At 21.9% G+C, this 18,009-nt stretch carries 21 protein-coding genes and 1 tRNA gene; 11 read left to right on the top strand and 11 right to left on the bottom strand.

The features are described 5' to 3' along the window. Positions 1–46 precede the first annotated feature (46 nt). The 8 genes from rplW to DDE61_RS01195 are packed head-to-tail and all read right to left on the bottom strand — an operon-like array spanning position 47 to position 5,441. The gene (gene rplW, locus DDE61_RS01230) at positions 47–595 is read right to left on the bottom strand and encodes a 50S ribosomal protein L23 (protein WP_110476834.1); all 549 of its coding nucleotides are present in this window, start codon (positions 593–595) and stop codon (positions 47–49) included. Between the two features lie 5 nt (positions 596–600). Continuing rightward, a complete protein-coding gene (gene rplD / locus DDE61_RS01225; protein ID WP_110473284.1) occupies positions 601–1,236 on the bottom strand; it encodes a 50S ribosomal protein L4 in 636 nt (211 codons plus the stop codon). Between the two features lie 3 nt (positions 1,237–1,239). Then, a complete protein-coding gene (gene rplC, locus DDE61_RS01220) occupies positions 1,240–1,857 on the bottom strand; it encodes a 50S ribosomal protein L3 (RefSeq protein WP_110467346.1) in 618 nt (205 codons plus the stop codon). Positions 1,858–1,859: 2 nt separating this feature from the next. Continuing rightward, on the bottom strand, positions 1,860–2,171 hold the full coding sequence (gene rpsJ, locus DDE61_RS01215) for a 30S ribosomal protein S10 (protein ID WP_204352369.1): 312 nt from the start codon (positions 2,169–2,171) through the stop codon (positions 1,860–1,862). 12 nt (positions 2,172–2,183) lie between these two features. Further along, positions 2,184–4,271 (bottom strand): elongation factor G, encoded by a 2,088-nt coding sequence (fusA, locus tag DDE61_RS01210; RefSeq protein WP_110476833.1) that lies wholly within the window; start codon positions 4,269–4,271, stop codon positions 2,184–2,186. An 11-nt stretch (positions 4,272–4,282) separates the two neighbouring features. Further along, on the bottom strand, positions 4,283–4,759 hold the full coding sequence (rpsG, locus tag DDE61_RS01205) for a 30S ribosomal protein S7 (protein ID WP_110476832.1): 477 nt from the start codon (positions 4,757–4,759) through the stop codon (positions 4,283–4,285). Between the two features lie 11 nt (positions 4,760–4,770). Beyond that, positions 4,771–5,148 (bottom strand): 30S ribosomal protein S12, encoded by a 378-nt coding sequence (gene rpsL, locus DDE61_RS01200; protein ID WP_110467403.1) that lies wholly within the window; start codon positions 5,146–5,148, stop codon positions 4,771–4,773. A 50-nt stretch (positions 5,149–5,198) separates the two neighbouring features. After that, entirely contained in the window at positions 5,199–5,441 is a 243-nt protein-coding gene (locus DDE61_RS01195) for a type B 50S ribosomal protein L31 (protein WP_110467343.1), read from the bottom strand. Positions 5,442–5,475: 34 nt separating this feature from the next. Here DDE61_RS01195 and DDE61_RS01190 point away from each other — a divergent pair, with 34 nt between their 5' ends. The 7 genes from DDE61_RS01190 to DDE61_RS01160 all read left to right on the top strand — a co-directional run bounded on the left by DDE61_RS01190 (position 5,476) and on the right by DDE61_RS01160 (position 12,650). Next, on the top strand, positions 5,476–6,201 hold the full coding sequence (locus DDE61_RS01190; protein WP_110476831.1) for a ubiquinone/menaquinone biosynthesis methyltransferase: 726 nt from the start codon (positions 5,476–5,478) through the stop codon (positions 6,199–6,201). 17 nt (positions 6,202–6,218) lie between these two features. Continuing rightward, positions 6,219–6,491: a 30S ribosomal protein S15 gene (gene rpsO / locus DDE61_RS01185; protein WP_110467341.1), complete on the top strand. Its 273-nt coding sequence runs from the start codon at positions 6,219–6,221 to the stop codon at positions 6,489–6,491. Positions 6,492–6,504: 13 nt separating this feature from the next. Next, positions 6,505–8,583 (top strand): polyribonucleotide nucleotidyltransferase, encoded by a 2,079-nt coding sequence (locus tag DDE61_RS01180; protein ID WP_110476830.1) that lies wholly within the window; start codon positions 6,505–6,507, stop codon positions 8,581–8,583. A gap of 12 nt (positions 8,584–8,595) precedes the next feature. After that, complete coding sequence (locus DDE61_RS01175; protein ID WP_110476868.1) at positions 8,596–9,558, top strand: sigma-70 family RNA polymerase sigma factor; 963 nt, start codon at positions 8,596–8,598, stop codon at positions 9,556–9,558. Between the two features lie 298 nt (positions 9,559–9,856). Continuing rightward, entirely contained in the window at positions 9,857–10,609 is a 753-nt protein-coding gene (locus DDE61_RS01170; RefSeq protein WP_110476829.1) for a transcription antitermination protein NusB, read from the top strand. Further along, positions 10,610–11,659 carry a class II fructose-bisphosphate aldolase gene (fbaA, locus tag DDE61_RS01165; protein WP_110476828.1) on the top strand — a complete coding sequence of 350 codons (1,050 nt, stop codon included), beginning with the start codon at positions 10,610–10,612 and terminating at the stop codon, positions 11,657–11,659. It begins immediately after the preceding gene. 1 nt (position 11,660) lies between these two features. Further along, positions 11,661–12,650, top strand: a complete 990-nt coding sequence (locus DDE61_RS01160; protein WP_110476827.1) for an alpha-ketoacid dehydrogenase subunit beta — start codon at positions 11,661–11,663, stop codon at positions 12,648–12,650. Here DDE61_RS01160 and rpmF read toward each other — a convergent pair. Beyond that, entirely contained in the window at positions 12,622–12,813 is a 192-nt protein-coding gene (gene rpmF, locus DDE61_RS01155) for a 50S ribosomal protein L32 (RefSeq protein WP_110467401.1), read from the bottom strand. The genes DDE61_RS01160 and rpmF overlap by 29 nt on opposite strands. A 41-nt stretch (positions 12,814–12,854) precedes the next feature. Here rpmF and map point away from each other — a divergent pair, with 41 nt between their 5' ends. After that, positions 12,855–13,649 (top strand): type I methionyl aminopeptidase, encoded by a 795-nt coding sequence (gene map / locus DDE61_RS01150; protein WP_110476826.1) that lies wholly within the window; start codon positions 12,855–12,857, stop codon positions 13,647–13,649. On the opposite strand, the gene DDE61_RS01145 is transcribed toward map, so the two are convergent. Continuing rightward, positions 13,626–14,804, bottom strand: coding sequence for a pyridoxal phosphate-dependent aminotransferase (locus DDE61_RS01145; RefSeq protein WP_110476825.1), 1,179 nt, complete (start codon positions 14,802–14,804; stop codon positions 13,626–13,628). The genes map and DDE61_RS01145 overlap by 24 nt on opposite strands. A gap of 6 nt (positions 14,805–14,810) precedes the next feature. Here DDE61_RS01145 and rsmG point away from each other — a divergent pair, with 6 nt between their 5' ends. The 3 genes from rsmG to DDE61_RS01130 all read left to right on the top strand — a co-directional run bounded on the left by rsmG (position 14,811) and on the right by DDE61_RS01130 (position 17,934). Further along, positions 14,811–15,458, top strand: a complete 648-nt coding sequence (gene rsmG, locus DDE61_RS01140; protein ID WP_110476824.1) for a 16S rRNA (guanine(527)-N(7))-methyltransferase RsmG — start codon at positions 14,811–14,813, stop codon at positions 15,456–15,458. A gap of 13 nt (positions 15,459–15,471) precedes the next feature. Then, positions 15,472–17,367 (top strand): DNA gyrase/topoisomerase IV subunit B, encoded by a 1,896-nt coding sequence (locus DDE61_RS01135; RefSeq protein ID WP_110476823.1) that lies wholly within the window; start codon positions 15,472–15,474, stop codon positions 17,365–17,367. 84 nt (positions 17,368–17,451) lie between these two features. Beyond that, positions 17,452–17,934: a GreA/GreB family elongation factor gene (locus DDE61_RS01130; RefSeq protein ID WP_110473270.1), complete on the top strand. Its 483-nt coding sequence runs from the start codon at positions 17,452–17,454 to the stop codon at positions 17,932–17,934. Between the two features lies 1 nt (position 17,935). Here DDE61_RS01130 and DDE61_RS01125 read toward each other — a convergent pair. Then, positions 17,936–18,006, bottom strand: a tRNA-Gln gene (locus DDE61_RS01125). Positions 18,007–18,009 lie beyond the last annotated feature (3 nt).

Genomic DNA, 18,009 nt, shown 5'->3' with positions numbered 1-18,009 from the left:
TTTTTTTTAATTTAATTTAATTTAATTTAATTTAATTTAATTTAATTTAATTTAGTTTCGTTTCTTTTATATTAGATAAATTAAAACTTTTTTTCAATTGATTAAAAATTTTTAATCTCTCTAACTGAGAACATTTTTTAAATTTATTAAAATTTTTTAAAATACCTAAATTAAAATAATTAAAATATTTTTTCAATTTATTAAAAATTTTTAATAATTCTTCTAATTCTAAAGAAGAAAAGTTTTTCAATTTATTTAAAATTTTTAATTTATCTAAATTATAATTTATTTTCAATTTATTAAAAATTTTGAATTTCTCTAAATTAGCCTTTATTTTCAATTTATTAAAAATTTTGAATTTATAATCTTGTTTTAATTTTAAAATTACTTTTTTAAATTTATTTATTTTTAAAACTCCTTTTTTACTTTTTTTTAAATTACAATAAATCATAGTTTTTATATTATTAAAATTAATATTATATATTTTATATATTAATTTTTTAATTTCTTTTTTATTATAAAATAAAGGTACTTTAAAAGTAAAAAAAGGATCCAATTTTTTATTGGAAAATTTTTTTTTTATATTTATTAACATAATAATTACTTAATATTAAATAATTTAAATAATTTTTTAAAAACGCTTTCAAAAAAAATTAAATAATCATAATTTGCTAAATAAAAAATATTTAATTCTTCAATTGAAATTACATTTAATAACTTTAAATTTCTAGAAGCAATAAAAAAATTTTTATCTTTTTTATTATTATTAATTATAATTAATAATTTTTTTTTTTCTAAATTAAGAGTTGTTATCAATTTTTTTATTAAAAATGTTTTTTTTTTTTTTAAAAAAAAATCTTCTAATATTTTTACTTTATTTTTTTGGATTTTAAAAGAAATTAATAATTTTTTAGCTAACACTTTAAAAAGTTTATTTAATTTAAAATTAAATTTTTTGGGTTTAGGGCCAAAAATTCTTCCCCCAGATCTAAAGAGAGGATTTTTTATATTTCCTTTTCTTGCATTTCCACTTCCTTTTTGACGTTGAATTTTTTTTGTACTACCTGTTATTTCACTTCTTTCTTTAGATTTCTTTGTGCCTTGTCTTTGTGCAGAAAAATATCTTTTTATTTCAAGATAAATAATGTGATTTTTTTTTTCTTTTAAAGAATCATTTTTTATTTTTAAAAATCTTCCTGTTTCAAATCCATTCTTATTAATAATATTTAATTTCATTTTTTAAGTTTTTTTTATTTTTAAAAAAGAGTTTTTAGTGCCAGGAACTGATCCTTTTATAATTAATAAATTTTTCAATAAATCGATTTTTAATATTTTTAACTTTTTTATAGTTACTTTTTTATTTCCCATTCTGCCAGCCATTCTAGTTCCTTTAAAAACTCTTGAAGGATCAGACCCAGCACCTATAGATCCCGGGGCACGATATCTATTATGTTGACCATGAGATTTTTCTCCTACACCTGAAAACCCATGCCGTTTAATTACTCCTTGAAACCCTTTTCCTTTAGAAAAACCTGTAATATCAACTAACTCGTTTTCATTAAAAATATCTACTTTAATTATATCTCCTGATTTTAATTCTTTTTTTAATGAAAATTCCACTATTTTTTTTTTAGGTGTAGATTTAAATTTTTTAAAATGACCTAATAAAGATTTATTAGTTTTTTTTATTTTTTTTTCTTCAAATCCTATCTGATAAGAATTATATCCATCTTTTTTTAATGTTTTTTTTTGTAAAACAAAACAGGGACCTGCTACTATTATTGTACAAGGCACCTTTAATCCTTTTTCATCAAAAAAACTAGTCATTCCAATCTTTTTACCTATTATTCCTAACATTATTAAATTTTAATCTCTATTTCTACCCCACTAGCTAATTCTAATTTCATTAAAACATCTACAGTAGATGAGCAAACATTATATACTTCTAAAAATCTGAAATGACTTGATAATTTAAATTGTTCACGAGATTTTTTATGAACATGAGGAGATCTTAAGACTGTAAAAATTTTAATTTTAGTAGGTAATGGAATTGGTCCATTTATTTTGGCTCCAGTGGGGAAAATAGATTTTACTATTTTTTCAGAAGATTTTTCTAAAATATAATGATCATATGATTTTAATTTTATTTTTATCTTCTTAATAATCTTCATAATATTAAATTTTCATTTTTTATTTAAAATAAATTTTTCAGCTACATTAGCTGGGGCTGGTTTATAATTAAAAAATTCCATTGTAGATGTTGCTCTTCCAGAAGATAATGTCCGTAAAATAGTTACATATCCAAAAAGTTCTGATAAAGGCACTAAAGCTTTTATAATTTTTAAATTTATCATATTTTCTTCCATACCTTGAATAATTCCTCTTCTTCTATTTAAATCTCCTACAATAGATCCCATATTTTCTGGAGGAGTTAATACTTCTACCTTCATTATAGGTTCTAAAAGAATAGGATTTGCTTTTTTGGCAGCTTTTTTAAAACCAATTTTACTAGCTAATTCAAAAGACAGTTGATCCGAATCAACAGAATGATATGACCCATCTATTAAAATAATTTTAGCATTTTCTATTTCTGATCCTGATAAAGGACCTATTTTCATAGCTTCTTTAAATGCTTTTTCTATTGAAGGTATATATTCTTTTGGAATATTTCCTCCTTTTACTTTATTTAGAAATTCTAATCCTTGAGAGCCTTCTTTGCCAGGTTCTAATTTAAAAAATATATCTGCATATTTGCCTCGTCCTCCAGTTTGTTTTTTATATATTTCTCTCTGTTTAATGGAATTCGTTAATGCTTCTTTATATTCTACTTGAGGATTTCCTTTGTTAACTTTTATTTTAAATTCTCTTTCTAATCTATCTAAAATTATTTCTAAATGTAATTCTCCCATTCCTGATATTATTGTTTGTCCAGTCGATTTATCATTTCGTACTTGAAAAGTAGGATCTTCTTCTGCTAATTTAGTTAATGATAAACTCATTTTCTCAATATCAGATTTATATTTTGGTTCAATAGCTACTCCAATTACTGGATCAGGAAAAGAAATATTTTCAAAAATTATTGGAAAATTTTCATCACATAATGTATCCCCAGTTTTTATATTTTTAAATCCTACTGCAGCTCCTATATCTCCCGCTTCAATATAAGCTACAGGATTTTGTTTATTAGCATGCATTTGATATATTCTTGATATTCGTTCTTTATTCCCTGATCTAGCGTTCAAAACATATGTTCCAGATTTTATTATTCCAGAATAAACACGAAAAAAAGCTAAACGCCCTACAAAAGAATCAGTAGCTATTTTAAAAGCCAATGCAGAGAAAGGTTCCTTAAAATTCGGTTTTCTTATTTCTTCTTTTTCTGTTTTTGGGTTTATCCCTTTTATTTCTTTGATCTCAATTGGAGATGGTAAATATCTACAAATAGTATCTAACATTACTTGAACACCTTTATTCTTAAAAGAAGAACCACAAATAATAGGAACAATTTCAATATTTAAAGTAGATCTTTTTATAGAAGCAATTATTTCTTTTTCTGAAATCTTATTAGGATTATCAAAAAATTTATTCATTATATCATAATCGTATTCAGATATTGTTTCTAACAGAATATTTCTATATTTATTAGTTATATCTAATAATTCATCAGGAATCGGAATGTTTTTATAAACTGTCCCATAATTTTCTTCTTCCCAAATTATTGCTTTTTTAGCAATAATATCTACTACTCCTTTAAATTCATTTTCTTTCCCAATAGGAATTTGTAATATTAAACAATGTGCACCTAAATTTTTAGTTATTTGTTTACACACATTAAAAAAATCTGCTCCTTGTCTATCCATTTTATTAATAAATCCTATTCTAGGAACTTTATATTTATCTGCTTGTCTCCAAACTGTTTCTGATTGGGGTTCTACTCCGTCTACTGCACTAAATAAAGCTACCATTCCATCTAATACTCTTAAAGATCTTTCGACTTCAACAGTAAAATCTACATGTCCTGGGGTATCAATAATATTAATTTTATATTTTTTTTTATTATAAATCCATTCACATTTTGTAGCAGCAGAAGTAATTGTTATTCCTCTTTCTTGTTCTTGTTTCATCCAATCCATAGTAGCTGTTCCCTCATGGACTTCACCAATTTTATGAGTTATTCCAGTATAAAATAGAATCCGTTCTGTAGTAGTAGTTTTTCCTGCATCAATATGAGCAGCTATTCCTATATTTCTTGTATATTTTAAATTATTCATAAATTCATAATTTAAAACCTAAAATGAGAAAAAGCTTTATTTGCTTCAGCTATTTTATGAATAGTTTCACGTTTTTTAAAAGCAGTTCCTTCTTTTTTAGAAGCTGATAACGTTTCTTCCGCTAATTTTTTATACATACTTTTTTCATTTCTTTGACGAGCACAATTAATTAATAATTTCATAGCTTTAGTAACTTTTACATAAGGTTTAATTGGTGTAGGAATTTGAAGATTAGACCCTCCAATCCGTCTACTTCTAACTTCTACATGAGGCATTACATTTTTTAATGCTTTTTTCCAAATTTCTATTCCAGATTTTTTTTTATTCTCTTTTTTTTTTTCTATTTCATCTATAGATTTATAAAATATTTTATATGCTAAAGTTTTTTTTCCATTTTTCATTAAATGATTTACAAAACGTGTTACTAACGTTTCTTGAAATTTAGGATCCGGTTGATAAATTTTTTTTTTTGATTTAAATTTTCTCATATTTTTTATTTTTAGGTTTTTTTAGGTTTTTTTGTGCCATATTTACTACGAGCTTTTTTTCTATCTTTAACACCAGCAGTATCTAAAGCTCCACGTATTATATGATAGCGAACACCTGGTAAATCTTTCACCCTTCCCCCTCTTATTAAAACAAGAGAATGCTCTTGAAGATTATGTCCTTCTCCGGGAATATAAGCATTTACTTCTTTTCCATTTGTTAATTTCACCCGGGCAACTTTTCTCATTGCAGAATTGGGTTTTTTAGGAGTGGTTGTATATACTCTTGTACAAACTCCTCGTTTTTGAGGACAACGATTTAATGCAAGAGATTTACTTTTATTAGGAATTTTTTCTCTTCCTTTTTTTATCAATTGTTGTATAGTGGGCATATTAAAAAATAATTTCATTTAAATATATATAATAAATTTTAATTTTTTATTTAAATTTTATATTTTTTATTAAATTTTTCTATTCTGCCAGTTTCCGAAATATATTTCATATTTCCTGTATAAAAAGGATGAGAATAACTTGAAATTTCCAATTTATAAAATGGAAATTCTTTTCCATCTATATTGATTTTTTCCTTAGTAAAAATAGTAGATTTACAAAAAAAAGTTTGATTACTAATCATATCTTGAAAACAGACCATTCTATAATTTTTTGGATGAATTTTTTTTTTCATAATTATTTTTATTTTAATTTATTATATTAATGTAATGATAAAAATTAAACCTTTTAAAAAAGCTAAATTTAATAAAACTATTCAAATAAAAAAAATGTTTGATATTATTTATCATAATTATGATAAAATAAATAATATTATATCATTTGGATATGATCGAAAATGGAGAAAAAAATTATCTGAGATAATAATTAATTATAATCCTAAATTAGTTTTAGATTTAGCCACAGGAACAGGAAATATTCCAATTTTATTAGTTAATAAACTTAAAAAGTTAAATTTATTAGGAATAGATATTTCTAATAAAATGATTTCTATTGGAAAAAATAAATTAAAAAATTATAAAAATGTAAAATTAATTAAAGCTGATTGTCAAAAATTATTTTTTATTAAAAAAAATCAATTTGACATTGTTACTATAGTTTTTGGAATTAGAAATTTTGAAAATATTAATAATGTTTTTAAAGAAATTTATAGAGTTTTATCTCTAAATGGATATCTAATTATATTAGAATTTTCTAAATCTAATAATTCTTTTAATTTTAATTATATTTATAAATTTTATTCAAAAAAAATTATTCCTTTAATAATAAAAAGTTTTTATAAAAATTTATTTGCTTATAATTATTTAATTAAATCTATTGATTTTTTTTATAAAAATGTAAATTTAAAAAAAAAATTTAAACAATTTAATTTTAAATTAATTAAAACAATCCAATTAACTTTTGGAATTGTTTCAATTTATATTGCAAAAAAATAAATAAAAAAATATAATATATGTCTTTACCTTTAAAAAAAAAAAAAGAAATAATAAAAAAGTATGGTAAATCAGAAACTGATACAGGAAACTGTATTGTTCAAATTTCTTTTTTTACATTGAAAATAAATAAAATTAGCAATCATCTTAAAAAAAATAAAAAGGATTTTAATTCAGAAAGATCTTTACGAATTTTAGTTTATAAAAGAAAAAAATTACTTAAATATTTAAAAAAAAATAACATAAAATTGTTTAAAACAATTTTAAAAAGAATTAAAACTGGAACCGTTTAATAAAAGATTTTCAATGATACCAGAATTAATAAAAGAAAATATCTTTTTAGAAGATGGACAGATTATCAGTATTGAAACTGGTAAATTAGCTTGTCAAGCTAATGGTACAGCTGTAGTTCGAATGGGAAAAACTAGTTTAATCGCTACTATTGTAATTTCAAAAAAGGAAAAAGAAGGAATTAATTTTTTACCTTTAATAATTGATTATAAAGAAAATTATTCAGCTGGGGGGAAAATTCCTGGTGGATTTCTAAAACGTGAGAGAAGACCTTCTGATGAAGAAGTTTTAACAATGAGATTAATAGATCGTTTATTACGTCCACTTTTTCCACAAAATTTTTTGAAAGAAATTCAAATAATAATTTATTTATTATCATATGATATAAATGTATTACCTGATGGTTTAGCTGGATTAGTAGCTTCTGCTGCTGTTTCTATTTCAGGAATTCCTTTTAAAGGACCTGTTTCAGCAGTTAGAATTATTAGATTTCAAAATTCATTTTTGATTAATCCTGGAATAAAAAGTGTTAAAAAATCAGATATAAATTTAATTATAGGAGGCACTAAAAATTCTATTCTAATGATAGAAGGAGAAATGAAAGAAATTTCTGAAAATGAAATTATTTATTTTATAAAAATAGCACATTTTTTTATAAAATTACAAATAACTGCTCAAATTAATTTAATTAAAAACTTAAAAATTAAAAGTAAGAATTTCCCTGTTTTTAACAACTTAAATTTTATTTATTTAAAAAAAAAAATAAAATATATTTTTTATGAAAAAATATATTGTTTATATAAACAAGCTTCATCTATAATTCGTTTTCAACAAATGGAAATTTTGTTATTAAAAATAAATAATTATTTTTTATATGACAATTTAATTCTTAATGAAGATGAACAAAATTATATATTTGAAATATTAAAAAAAGAAATTTTGAGAGAAATTATTTTAAAAGAAAATCATCGTTTAGATGGAAGATCATTAGATGATCTTAGAAAGATCTGGAGTAAAACAAATTTTTTGCCTAGTGTTCATGGATCAGCAATTTTTTCCAGAGGAGAAACTCAAGCATTATCTACAGTTACTTTAGGTTCTTCCTTAGATGTTAATAAAATTGATAATGTGATATTACAAGATAAACAAAAATTTTATTTACATTATAATTTTCCTCCGTTTTCAACTGGAGAAATAAAATTATTAAAAGGAATTTCAAGACGGGAAATTGGACATGGCAATTTAGCTCAACGTGCATTAAAAAATATAATTCCTTTTAAAACCCCTTATACTATAAGAGTAGTATCAGATATTTTAGAATCAAATGGATCATCTTCTATGGCTACTGTTTGTGCAAGTACATTAGCATTAATGGATGCAGGAATTCCCATTAAAAGACCTGTTTCAGGAATTTCAATGGGATTAATTATTAATTTTTTAACAGATGAAGCAATAATTCTTTCAGATATTTTAGGAGATGAAGATAATATTGGAGATATGGATTTTAAAATGACAGGAACAAAATTTGGAATAACAGCATGTCAAATGGATATTAACTTTCCTGGTTCAAACTATGAAATGTTATTGAATTCAATTTTAAAAGCAAAAAATTGTTTATTATTTTTAATAAAAAAAATATTGAATACAATTAAATCCCCTTCTTTGAAAGAAAATTCCCCCAAAATTTTTTATTTTGAAATTAAAAAAAAGTTGATAGGAACTGTAATTGGATCTGGTGGAAAAATTATACAAGAAATTAAAACTTCAACAAATACTAATTTAAAAATAGAAGAAAAAGAAAATTTAGGAATAATAGAAATTTATGGAAAAACTGATAAACAAATTAAAAATGCTATTTTCAAAATTAAAAACTTAATTTTTTTTCCTAAAAAAGAAAAACTTTATAAAGTAAAAATTAAATCTATTAAAAATTCTGAATTAATTATTATTTTGCCTTCAGGGCAAACAATGGATTTAAAAAAATCTGAAAATTTTAAAAATTTAAATCTTTATTCTTTTCTAAGAAAAGGGGATTGGATAAAAATTAAATCTGTAAATAAAAACGGAAAAATAAATTTTAAAAGAATTATATAAACTTTTATGAAAATGAAATATGATATTAAAAATCTGAAAAAACAAATAATTAATAATGAATATGAATCTTCATATGAATATGAATATGAATATGAATATGAATCTGAATCTGAATCTGAAGATTCAGATGAATATGAAGATGAATCTTTAGAAAAATATCTTGAGGAGATAGGAAAAATTCCTTTATTATCTCAAAAAAAAGAATTAGAATTAGCTAAATTAGCTCGAAAAGAATTATCAGAGGGGTCTGCTGGTACTGCTCTTGAGCAGTTAATTAAATCAAATTTAAGATTTGTAGTCTCTGTTGCCAAACAATATCAAAATCAAGGATTAAGTTTATCTGATTTAATTAATGAAGGAAATTTAGGTCTTATTAAAGGAATAAGTAGATTTGATGAAAAAAAAGGTTTTAAATGTATTTCTTATTGTGTTTGGTGGATTAGACAAGCTATTTTACAAGCTATAGCAGATCAAGCTCGATGTATCCGTTGTCCTACAAATAAACTAGCTTTTTATAATAAAGTAGTTAAAACTTATTCTAAATTAGAACAAAAACTTAAAATGCAACCTACTGTAAATGATATAGTAGTTTACTTAAATAGTAGTGAAAAAGAAGTTGAAGAAGCTTTGAAAAATTCCATTCAACCTACATCTTTAGATGCGCCAATTTTAGAAGGAGAAGATACTAATTTATATGATGTTCTTAAATCGGAAACTTCTCCTGAACCAGATTTTAAATTAGAAAAAGAATCTTTTTTTAAAGATATAAAAATATTATTGGAAACTCTTTCAGAAAAAGAATCTCAAGTAATATCTTTACATTATGGATTTGGATGTAAACCAATGACTTTAGAAAAAGTAGCTTTTTTATTAAAGTTAACTAGAGAACGTTGCCGACAAATAGAAATTAATGGTATTAAAAGATTAAGAATTTCTTATAGAAAAAAATTATTAAGACCTTATTTATGTAAATAAAAAATTGAATCTTTTAAGAGTATATGATTTTAAATCAGCTTAATCTTAAGATTGATTTTTAATATATTGATTTTTAATAGTATATAAGAAGCTTAATCTTAATATTGATTTTTAATATATTGATTTTTAATAGTATATAAGAAGCTTAATTAAAACATCTTTTAAGAAATTTTTGAAAAAAATTTTTATAGAATATTTTATAGAATAAGATAATAAGCTAAAAATTATTATTCCTAATAATTTCATTATTAAATGAATAATTGATTTTATTATATTTAATATAAGTTTTATTATTTTTATGGGCAGTTTTACTAGTAGTTTGACTAGTAAGAAAATTAAGTTTATAATCATAGTAATCATAGATTTTTTTTTATATATATACAAAAAATTAAAAAAAATTAGACAATTGAAATTAATAAGAAGAAGAAATTCACGTATTTTAATACTGCAATTTTTATATACATATTATGTTTCTAATATAAATGGATTTTTTTTAGAAAAAAAACTTTATAAAAGTATACTTCAGATAGACGATATATATTTTTTGTTATTAAAAACAAATAATTTGTTGTTTTATAAATTAAAAATTTTAAATAAAAAATTAAAATTTTATTATTTTTTTTTTATAAAAAATAAATTTTTATCTAAATTGTTTAGAAATAATAATTTAAAATTAGTACATAGATTAATATGTAATTCTCTTTTAAGAAGAAAAAGTTTTAAAGAGAAAGAAAAAGATTCAAAAAATTATATTTATTTTATAAAAAATTTATATAGAAATACAATTATTAATAAAACAAATTTTAATTCCATTATTAATAATATATCAGATAATTGGAAAATTAAAAATTTATCTTTAATAGATAAAATTATTTTACATTTGTATATATGTGAATTACTTTTTTTTTCTAGAATTCCTGTTAAAGTTATTATGAATGAATATATAGAAATATCTAAAATGTTTTCTACCAAACAAAGTAAATTATTTATTAATGGAATTATGGAAAAAATTTTAACCCAATTAAAAAATAAAATTCTTAAAATTAAATAAATGAAAAAAAAATTCCCTTCAGGAATAGCAACTGGGTCTCTTGTCGAAGAAATTTTTCAATATGCAAAAGAAGAAAATTTTGCTTTACCTGCAGTAAACGTAATTGGAAATAATACTATTAATGCAGTGCTTGAAACGGCAAAAAAAGTTAATTCTCCTATAATAATACAATTTTCTTATGGTGGTGCCTTATTTCTTGCTGGAAAATCATTAAATGATAATAATGAAAAAGCAGCTATTTTAGGCTCAATATGTGGCGCAAAACATGTCCATGAAATATCTAAATATTATAATATTCCAGTTATTTTACATACTGATCATTGTAATAAAAAATTATTACCTTGGATAAATGGATTATTAAATATTAATGAAATTTATTATAAATTTTTTGGAAAAACATTATTTAGTTCTCATATGATTGATTTATCTGAAGAGCCTTTAATTGAAAATATTAAACTTTCAAAAAAATATTTTAAACGTATGAAAAAACTAAATCTTACACTTGAAGTGGAATTAGGAATAACTGGAGGAGAAGAAGATGGAAAAGATAATACCAAATTAAATGATTCAAAATTTTATACAAATCCCAAAGATGTTATTAGATTTTATAATGAATTAAAAACAATTAATTCTAAATTTCTTATAGCTGCTTCATTTGGAAATGTACATGGAGTATATAAAGACAAATTAAAACTTAAACCTGAAATTTTAAAAACAAGTCAAGATTTTTTTAAAAAAAAAAATCCAATTAATTTTGTATTTCATGGAGGTTCTGGAGCTTCTTTAAAAGAAATTAAAAAAGCTATTAATTATGGTGTTATAAAAATGAATTTAGATACAGATATTCAATATTCATTTACTAATGGAGTAAAAAAATATATAATTTCTAATTTAGAATTTTTAAAAAAACAAATTGGAAATCCACATGGAAAAAATATTTCAAATAAAAAATATTATGATCCTAGAATTTGGCTTAGAAAAGGAGAAGAAAATTTAAAAAAAAGATTAATAAAATCTTTTGAAGATTTAAATAACATAAATAGATTATAAAATGAAACAAATGACTTTTAGAGAGGTAATAGCAGCTGCTATGAGTGAAGAAATGAGAAAAGATAAAACTATATATTTAATGGGAGAGGAAGTTGCGGAATATAATGGTGCCTATAAAGCTTCTAAAGGAATGTTAAAAGAATTTGGTTCTAAAAGAATAATTGATACTCCAATTTCTGAATTAGGATTTTCTGGAATTGGAATTGGTTCTGCTCTTAATGGTTGTCGTCCTATAATTGAATATATGACTTTTAATTTTTCATTAGTAGCGATGGATCAAATTATTAATAATGCAGCAAAAATAAGACAAATGAGTGGAGGTCAATGGAATATTCCTATTGTTTTGAGAGGTCCGACAGGATTTGCTGGACAATTAGGAGCAACTCATTCTCAATCTTTTGAAAGTTGGTATGCTAATTGTCCAGGTTTAAAAATTGTAATTCCTTCTAATCCTTATGATGCCAAAGGTCTTTTAAAATCTTCAATTCGTGATAATGATGTAGTAATTTTTATGGAATCAGAACAAATGTATGGAGATAAAATGATGATTCCAATTAAAGAATATACTATACCATTAGGAATAGCTAATTTAAAAAAAAAAGGAAATGATTTAACAATTGTTTCTTTTGGAAAAATAATAAAAATTGCTTTAGAAGTTGCTTTAGAACTTGAAAAAAAAAATAAAAATATTAGTATAGAAATTATAGATTTACGAACCATAAAACCTTTAGATTATAATACAATTATAAATTCTATAAAAAAAACAAATAAATTATTAATCTTAGAAGAAGCGTGGCCTTTTGCATCTATTGCTTCTGAAATAACTTATGTTATTCAACAAGAAGCGTTTGATTATTTAGATGCTCCAATTAAAAGAATTACAGGACAAGATACTCCTGCTCCTTATGCAAAAAATTTAATTGAGAAATGGTATCCATCTAAAAAAGATCTAATAGAAAATATTATGAATATAATTTCTTCTCAAGAATAATTTTTCCTTTATAATATAATTTATTTTCATACCAATGTGCTCTATGATAAAGATGATATTGTTTTGTTATTGGATCTTTTCCTAATCTTGGATTAGATATTCTATAAAAATTTCTTCTTTTTTTTTTTCTAGATTTAGATTGTCTTCTTTTAGGATGTGCCATTATTAATTTTTTAAAATAAAATTCTAAAAAGAAAATAAAAAATGCATATAAAAACTTTAGAAGAAATAAATTTGATAAAATCAAGTTCTATTTTAGTATCTAAAACATTAGGAATGTTAACTAATGAAATTAAACCAGGAATTAGTACTCTATATTTAGATTCATTAGCAGAAACATTTATTAGAGATAATGGAGGCATTCCTGCTTTTTTAGGATTATATAATTATCCTAATACTATTTGTGCTTCTATTAATGAACAAATTATTCATGGAATTCCTACTAAAATTCCATTAAAAGATGGAGAGATTGTATCTATTGATTGTGGAGTTAAAATGAATAATTATTATGGAGAACACGCTTATACATTTGAAGTAGGAAATGTTAATTCTAATATTAGAAAATTATTAAAAATTTCAAAAGAATCATTATATTTAGGAATTGCTGAATGTAAAGCAGGAAATCATATAGGAGATATAGGATATGCTATTCAAAATCATGTTGAAAAACATGGCTATTCTATTGTAAGAGAATTTGGAGGCCATGGATTAGGGAAAAAAATCCACGAAGAACCAAATGTTCCTAATTATGGAATAAAACAAATGGGTAAAAAATTATTAAACGGATTAGTATTAGCAATTGAACCTATAGTAAATAAAGGAAAAAAATATATAAAAATTAATAAAGATGGATGGACAATATCTACTTTAGATAAAAAACCTTCAGCACATTATGAACATAATATTGCTATAATTAATGGAAAACCATATTTATTATCTACATATAAATATATATATGATTCATTAGGAATTTCATCAAAAGAAGAAAAATTCATTTAAAAATTTTTTTATTCTAAATAATGCTTCAAATAAATTTTTTTTAGAACTAGCATAAGAAATTCTAAGTCCATTTTTAGATCCAAAAGATTCTCCTGAAACTGTAGCTACAAAATATTTATTTAACAAATGCATTGAAAAATTATTTGATGATTGGTTTTTTTTTAAAAAAAAAGAAATATCTAGAAAAAGATAAAAAGCTCCATCAGGAGATTTAAATTTGAAAGTAGGAATTTCTTTAAAAAAAGTTATTATTAAATTTCTTCTTTTTTTAAATGAATTTAAAATTTTTTTTAAAATTTTTTTTTGATTATATTTTAATGCAACAATAGAAGCACGTTGTGCTATTGAATTTACACATGAAGTGGTTTGACCTTGAATTTTTTCACACGCTTTAGTAAGCCATTCAGGTCCTCCTAAATATCCTACCCTCCATCCCGTCATAGAAAAAGATTTAGAAAGACCATTTAATGTCACCGTTTGGTTATAAATTTCTGAAAAAGAAGCAATACTAATATGTTTTTTTTCATAAATTATATATTCATAGATTTCATCTGAAATAATAATTATTTTAGGATTTTTTGATAAAATTTTTACTAAAGTTTTTAGTTCATTTTTAGAATAAACACATCCTGTTGGATTACAAGGAGAATTAAATATAAAAATTTTTGTTTTAGAAGTAATAACGTTTTTTAATTGTTTGGAAGTAATTTTAAAATTAGATTTTATTGTAGTAGGAAGAATAATAGGTTTTGCTTGACAAAATTTTACCATTTCATAATAACTAACCCAATAAGGTGCAGGAATTATTACTTCATCATTTTTATTTAATAAAGCTAAAAATAAATTGATTATTGATTGTTTTACTCCATTACTTATTAAAATTTGTGAATTAGAATAATTAAGATTATTATCACGTTTAAATTTATTACAAATCATTTTTTTTAATTCTAAATATCCTGATATAGGAGTATAATTATGATAACCTTTATCTATAGCTTTTTTAGCAGCTTTTAAAATAAAAGATGGAGGTAAAAAATCTGGTTCGCCAACACTTAAATTAATTACGTTATATCCTAATTCTTTTAATTTTCTTGCTTTAGCAGTCATTTCTAATGTTTTAGAAATTCCCATATTTAAAATTCTATCTGATAACATTAAAAAATGAAATTTAATAAAAAAATTAAATTAATTAATAATTATTTTACAGAAATAGATAAATTAAAAATTGAAAAATTTTATATTTTATATAAAATATATAATTTTTATTATAAAAATATAAATATTTTTTCAAAAAAAAGTTTTAACGGTTTTTTTGAAAAACATTGTATACATACTTTAAGTATTTCTAAAATAATGAAATTTTTAAAAAAATCAATTGTTTTGGATGTAGGAACTGGAGGAGGCTTTCCTGGAATTCCTTTAGCAATAATGTTTAATGAAACAAAATTTATATTAATTGATTCAATTAAAAAAAAAATTAAAATTATTCAAATAATCATTGATGAATTACATTTAAATAATGTACAAATAGTGTGTACTCGAATAGAAAATTTTGAAAAAAAATGTAATTTTATTTTGGGAAGAGCAGTAACACAATTATCAAATTTTATTAAATTAGTAAAAAAAAATATTAAATTTAATTATAAAAATAAAATTTTTAATGGAATTTTTTATCTAAAAGGAAAACCTTTTGAGAAGGAAAAAAAAAAGCAATATTTATATATTGAATATAATATATATAATTTTATTAAAAAAAAATTTTTTTTTAATAAAAAAATTGTGTATATACCTATAGTAAAAAAAAAATAAATTTATAAAAAAAATGGAAAATTACACATCTAAAAATATACAATATTTAGATGGAATTGAACATATTAGATTAAGACCTGCAATGTATATTGGGGACATTGGCATTAATGGGTTACATCAATTACTTACTGAAGTAATAGATAATTCTATAGATGAATATTTATCAGGATATTGCACTAAAATTAGAATTACTTTCCACAAAAATGAATATATTACTGTTTTAGATAATGGAAGAGGAATTCCAGTTGATTTATATAAAAATAAAGGAATTTCTACTTTAGAAGTAATAATGACTAAAGTTGGAGCAGGAGGAAAATTTGATAAAAAAGCTTATAAAATTTCTGGTGGGTTACATGGAGTTGGAATTTCTTGCGTTAATGCATTATCTTGTTATCTTATAGCTAGAATTTTTAGAAATGGAAAAATATATGAACAAATTTATTCTAAAGGAATTCCAATTACTAAATTAAAGAAATTAGATCAAAAAAATAAAAAACAAATGAGAGGAACTGAAATTACTTTTAAAGTAGAGAAATCCTTTTTTGGCAAAAAAATTTTTGATTATAATTTAATTTTGAATAGAATAAAAGAATTATCTTACCTAAATAAAGGTTTATTATTAATATTAATTGATAAAAGATTTTCTCCAAATAAAAAAGAATTTTGTTATTCCAAAAAAGGAATAAAAGAATTTATTTTAAATTTAAGTAAAGATAAAAATTATTTAAAAAAATTTTTTTATTTAAAAAAAAAAAATAAAAAAATTCAATTAGAATTAGCAATGAAATTTAATTCTTCTTTTAAAGAAAAAATTTATTCTTATGTAAATAATATTCCTACACCTTCAGGAGGTACACATATATCTGGATTTAAAAGAGCATTAACAAAAACATTTAAAAAATTCTATTATAAAAAATATAAAATAGAAATTTCAGGAAAAGATATTCGAGAAGGAATTATTGCCATAATCTCTATGAGGATTGCTAATCCTCAATTTGAAGGACAAACTAAAAAAAAACTTGGTAATAATGAAATTATTGGTCTTGTAGAAAAAATAGTTTCCAACGAATTAAATATTTTTATTAACGCAAATCCTTTATTGAAAAAAAAAATTTTAAATAAAGTGTTTTTAACAGTTAAAGCATTACAAGCTTATAAAAAAGTTCGGAACTTAATTCAGAAACAAATAAATAATATTTTCCCTTTAAAATTAGCTGATTGTTCTTCAAATAATCATAATTTATGTGAAATATATTTAGTCGAAGGAGATTCTGCTGGTGGCACGGCTAAACAAGGAAGAGAACGAAAATTTCAAGCAGTTTTTCCCTTAAGAGGAAAAATTTTAAATGTAGAAAAATCTATGAAAGAAAAAATTTTTGAAAATGAAGAAATAAGAAATCTTTTTTCAGTTTTAGGAATCTTTTTAAGAAAAAAAGAAAAAAAAATTGTTTTAAACATAAAAAATATTCGTTATAAAAAAATAATAATTATGACCGATGCAGATATAGATGGAAGTCATATTTCAACATTAATTTTAACTTTTTTTTTTAGAAATCTTAAAATTTTAATAGAAAAAGGATATATATATATCGCCACTCCTCCATTGTTTTTAATAAAACATTTTAATAAAAAATTATATGCTTGGAATGAAAAAGAAAAAGAAAAAATTTTAAAAAATATAGGAAATTTAAAAGGAATTCATATTCAAAGATATAAAGGATTAGGAGAAATGGATGCTGAACAATTATGGGAAACTACTATGAATCCATTAAACAGAACTTTACGACAAGTAAAAATTGATAATTTTAAAAATGCAAATTATATTTTTTCGATGTTGATGGGAAAAAAGGTTTTTAAAAGAAGAAAATTTATAGAGCAAAATGCTTTATTTGCAAATATTGATGCATAAATATTTTTTTTTTAAAAAATTTATACATTAAATATAATAATATATATAAATAAATAATTTTTATAATTAAAAATAAAATAAAAAATGGTAGAATACAATTCTAAAAAAGGAATAAAAAAATTACTAAAAAAATTAAAGTATTTAGAAAATTTAGAACGCTTAAAAATTGCTGAGGAAATTGCAGAAGCAATAGAAAAAGGAGATTTATCCGAAAATTCGGAATATAAAATTGCTAAAGAAAATCAAAGATTATTAGAAATCAAAATTTTCAATTTAAAAAAAAAAATAAATAATACCCGAATTATAGATTTCTCGAAAATAAATACTACTAAAGTATCAATTTTTACAAAAGTAAAAGTAAAAAATATTGAAACTGGAGAATGTATATATTATACATTAGTTCCAGAAACTGAATCTAATATTAAAAAATTAAAAATTTCAATTTACACTCCTATAGCCAAAGGATTAATTGGAAAAAAAATTGGTGAAATAGCTCATATTAAATTACCAAATAATAAATTTGTTCATTTGAAAATTTTAAAAATAAAATTAGAAAAAGAAAGTTAGACAGACTCGTAGGGATTTGAACCCCAACTAGCAGAACCAAAATCTGCTGTGCTACCATTACACCACGAGTCTTTA

It is taken from the genome of Candidatus Karelsulcia muelleri (assembly GCF_003214255.1).
Classification (GTDB): Bacteria; Bacteroidota; Bacteroidia; order Flavobacteriales; family Blattabacteriaceae; genus Karelsulcia; species Karelsulcia muelleri_B.
Note: the sequence above shows the minus strand (reverse complement) of the source record. Positions and strands in the feature narration are given on the sequence as shown.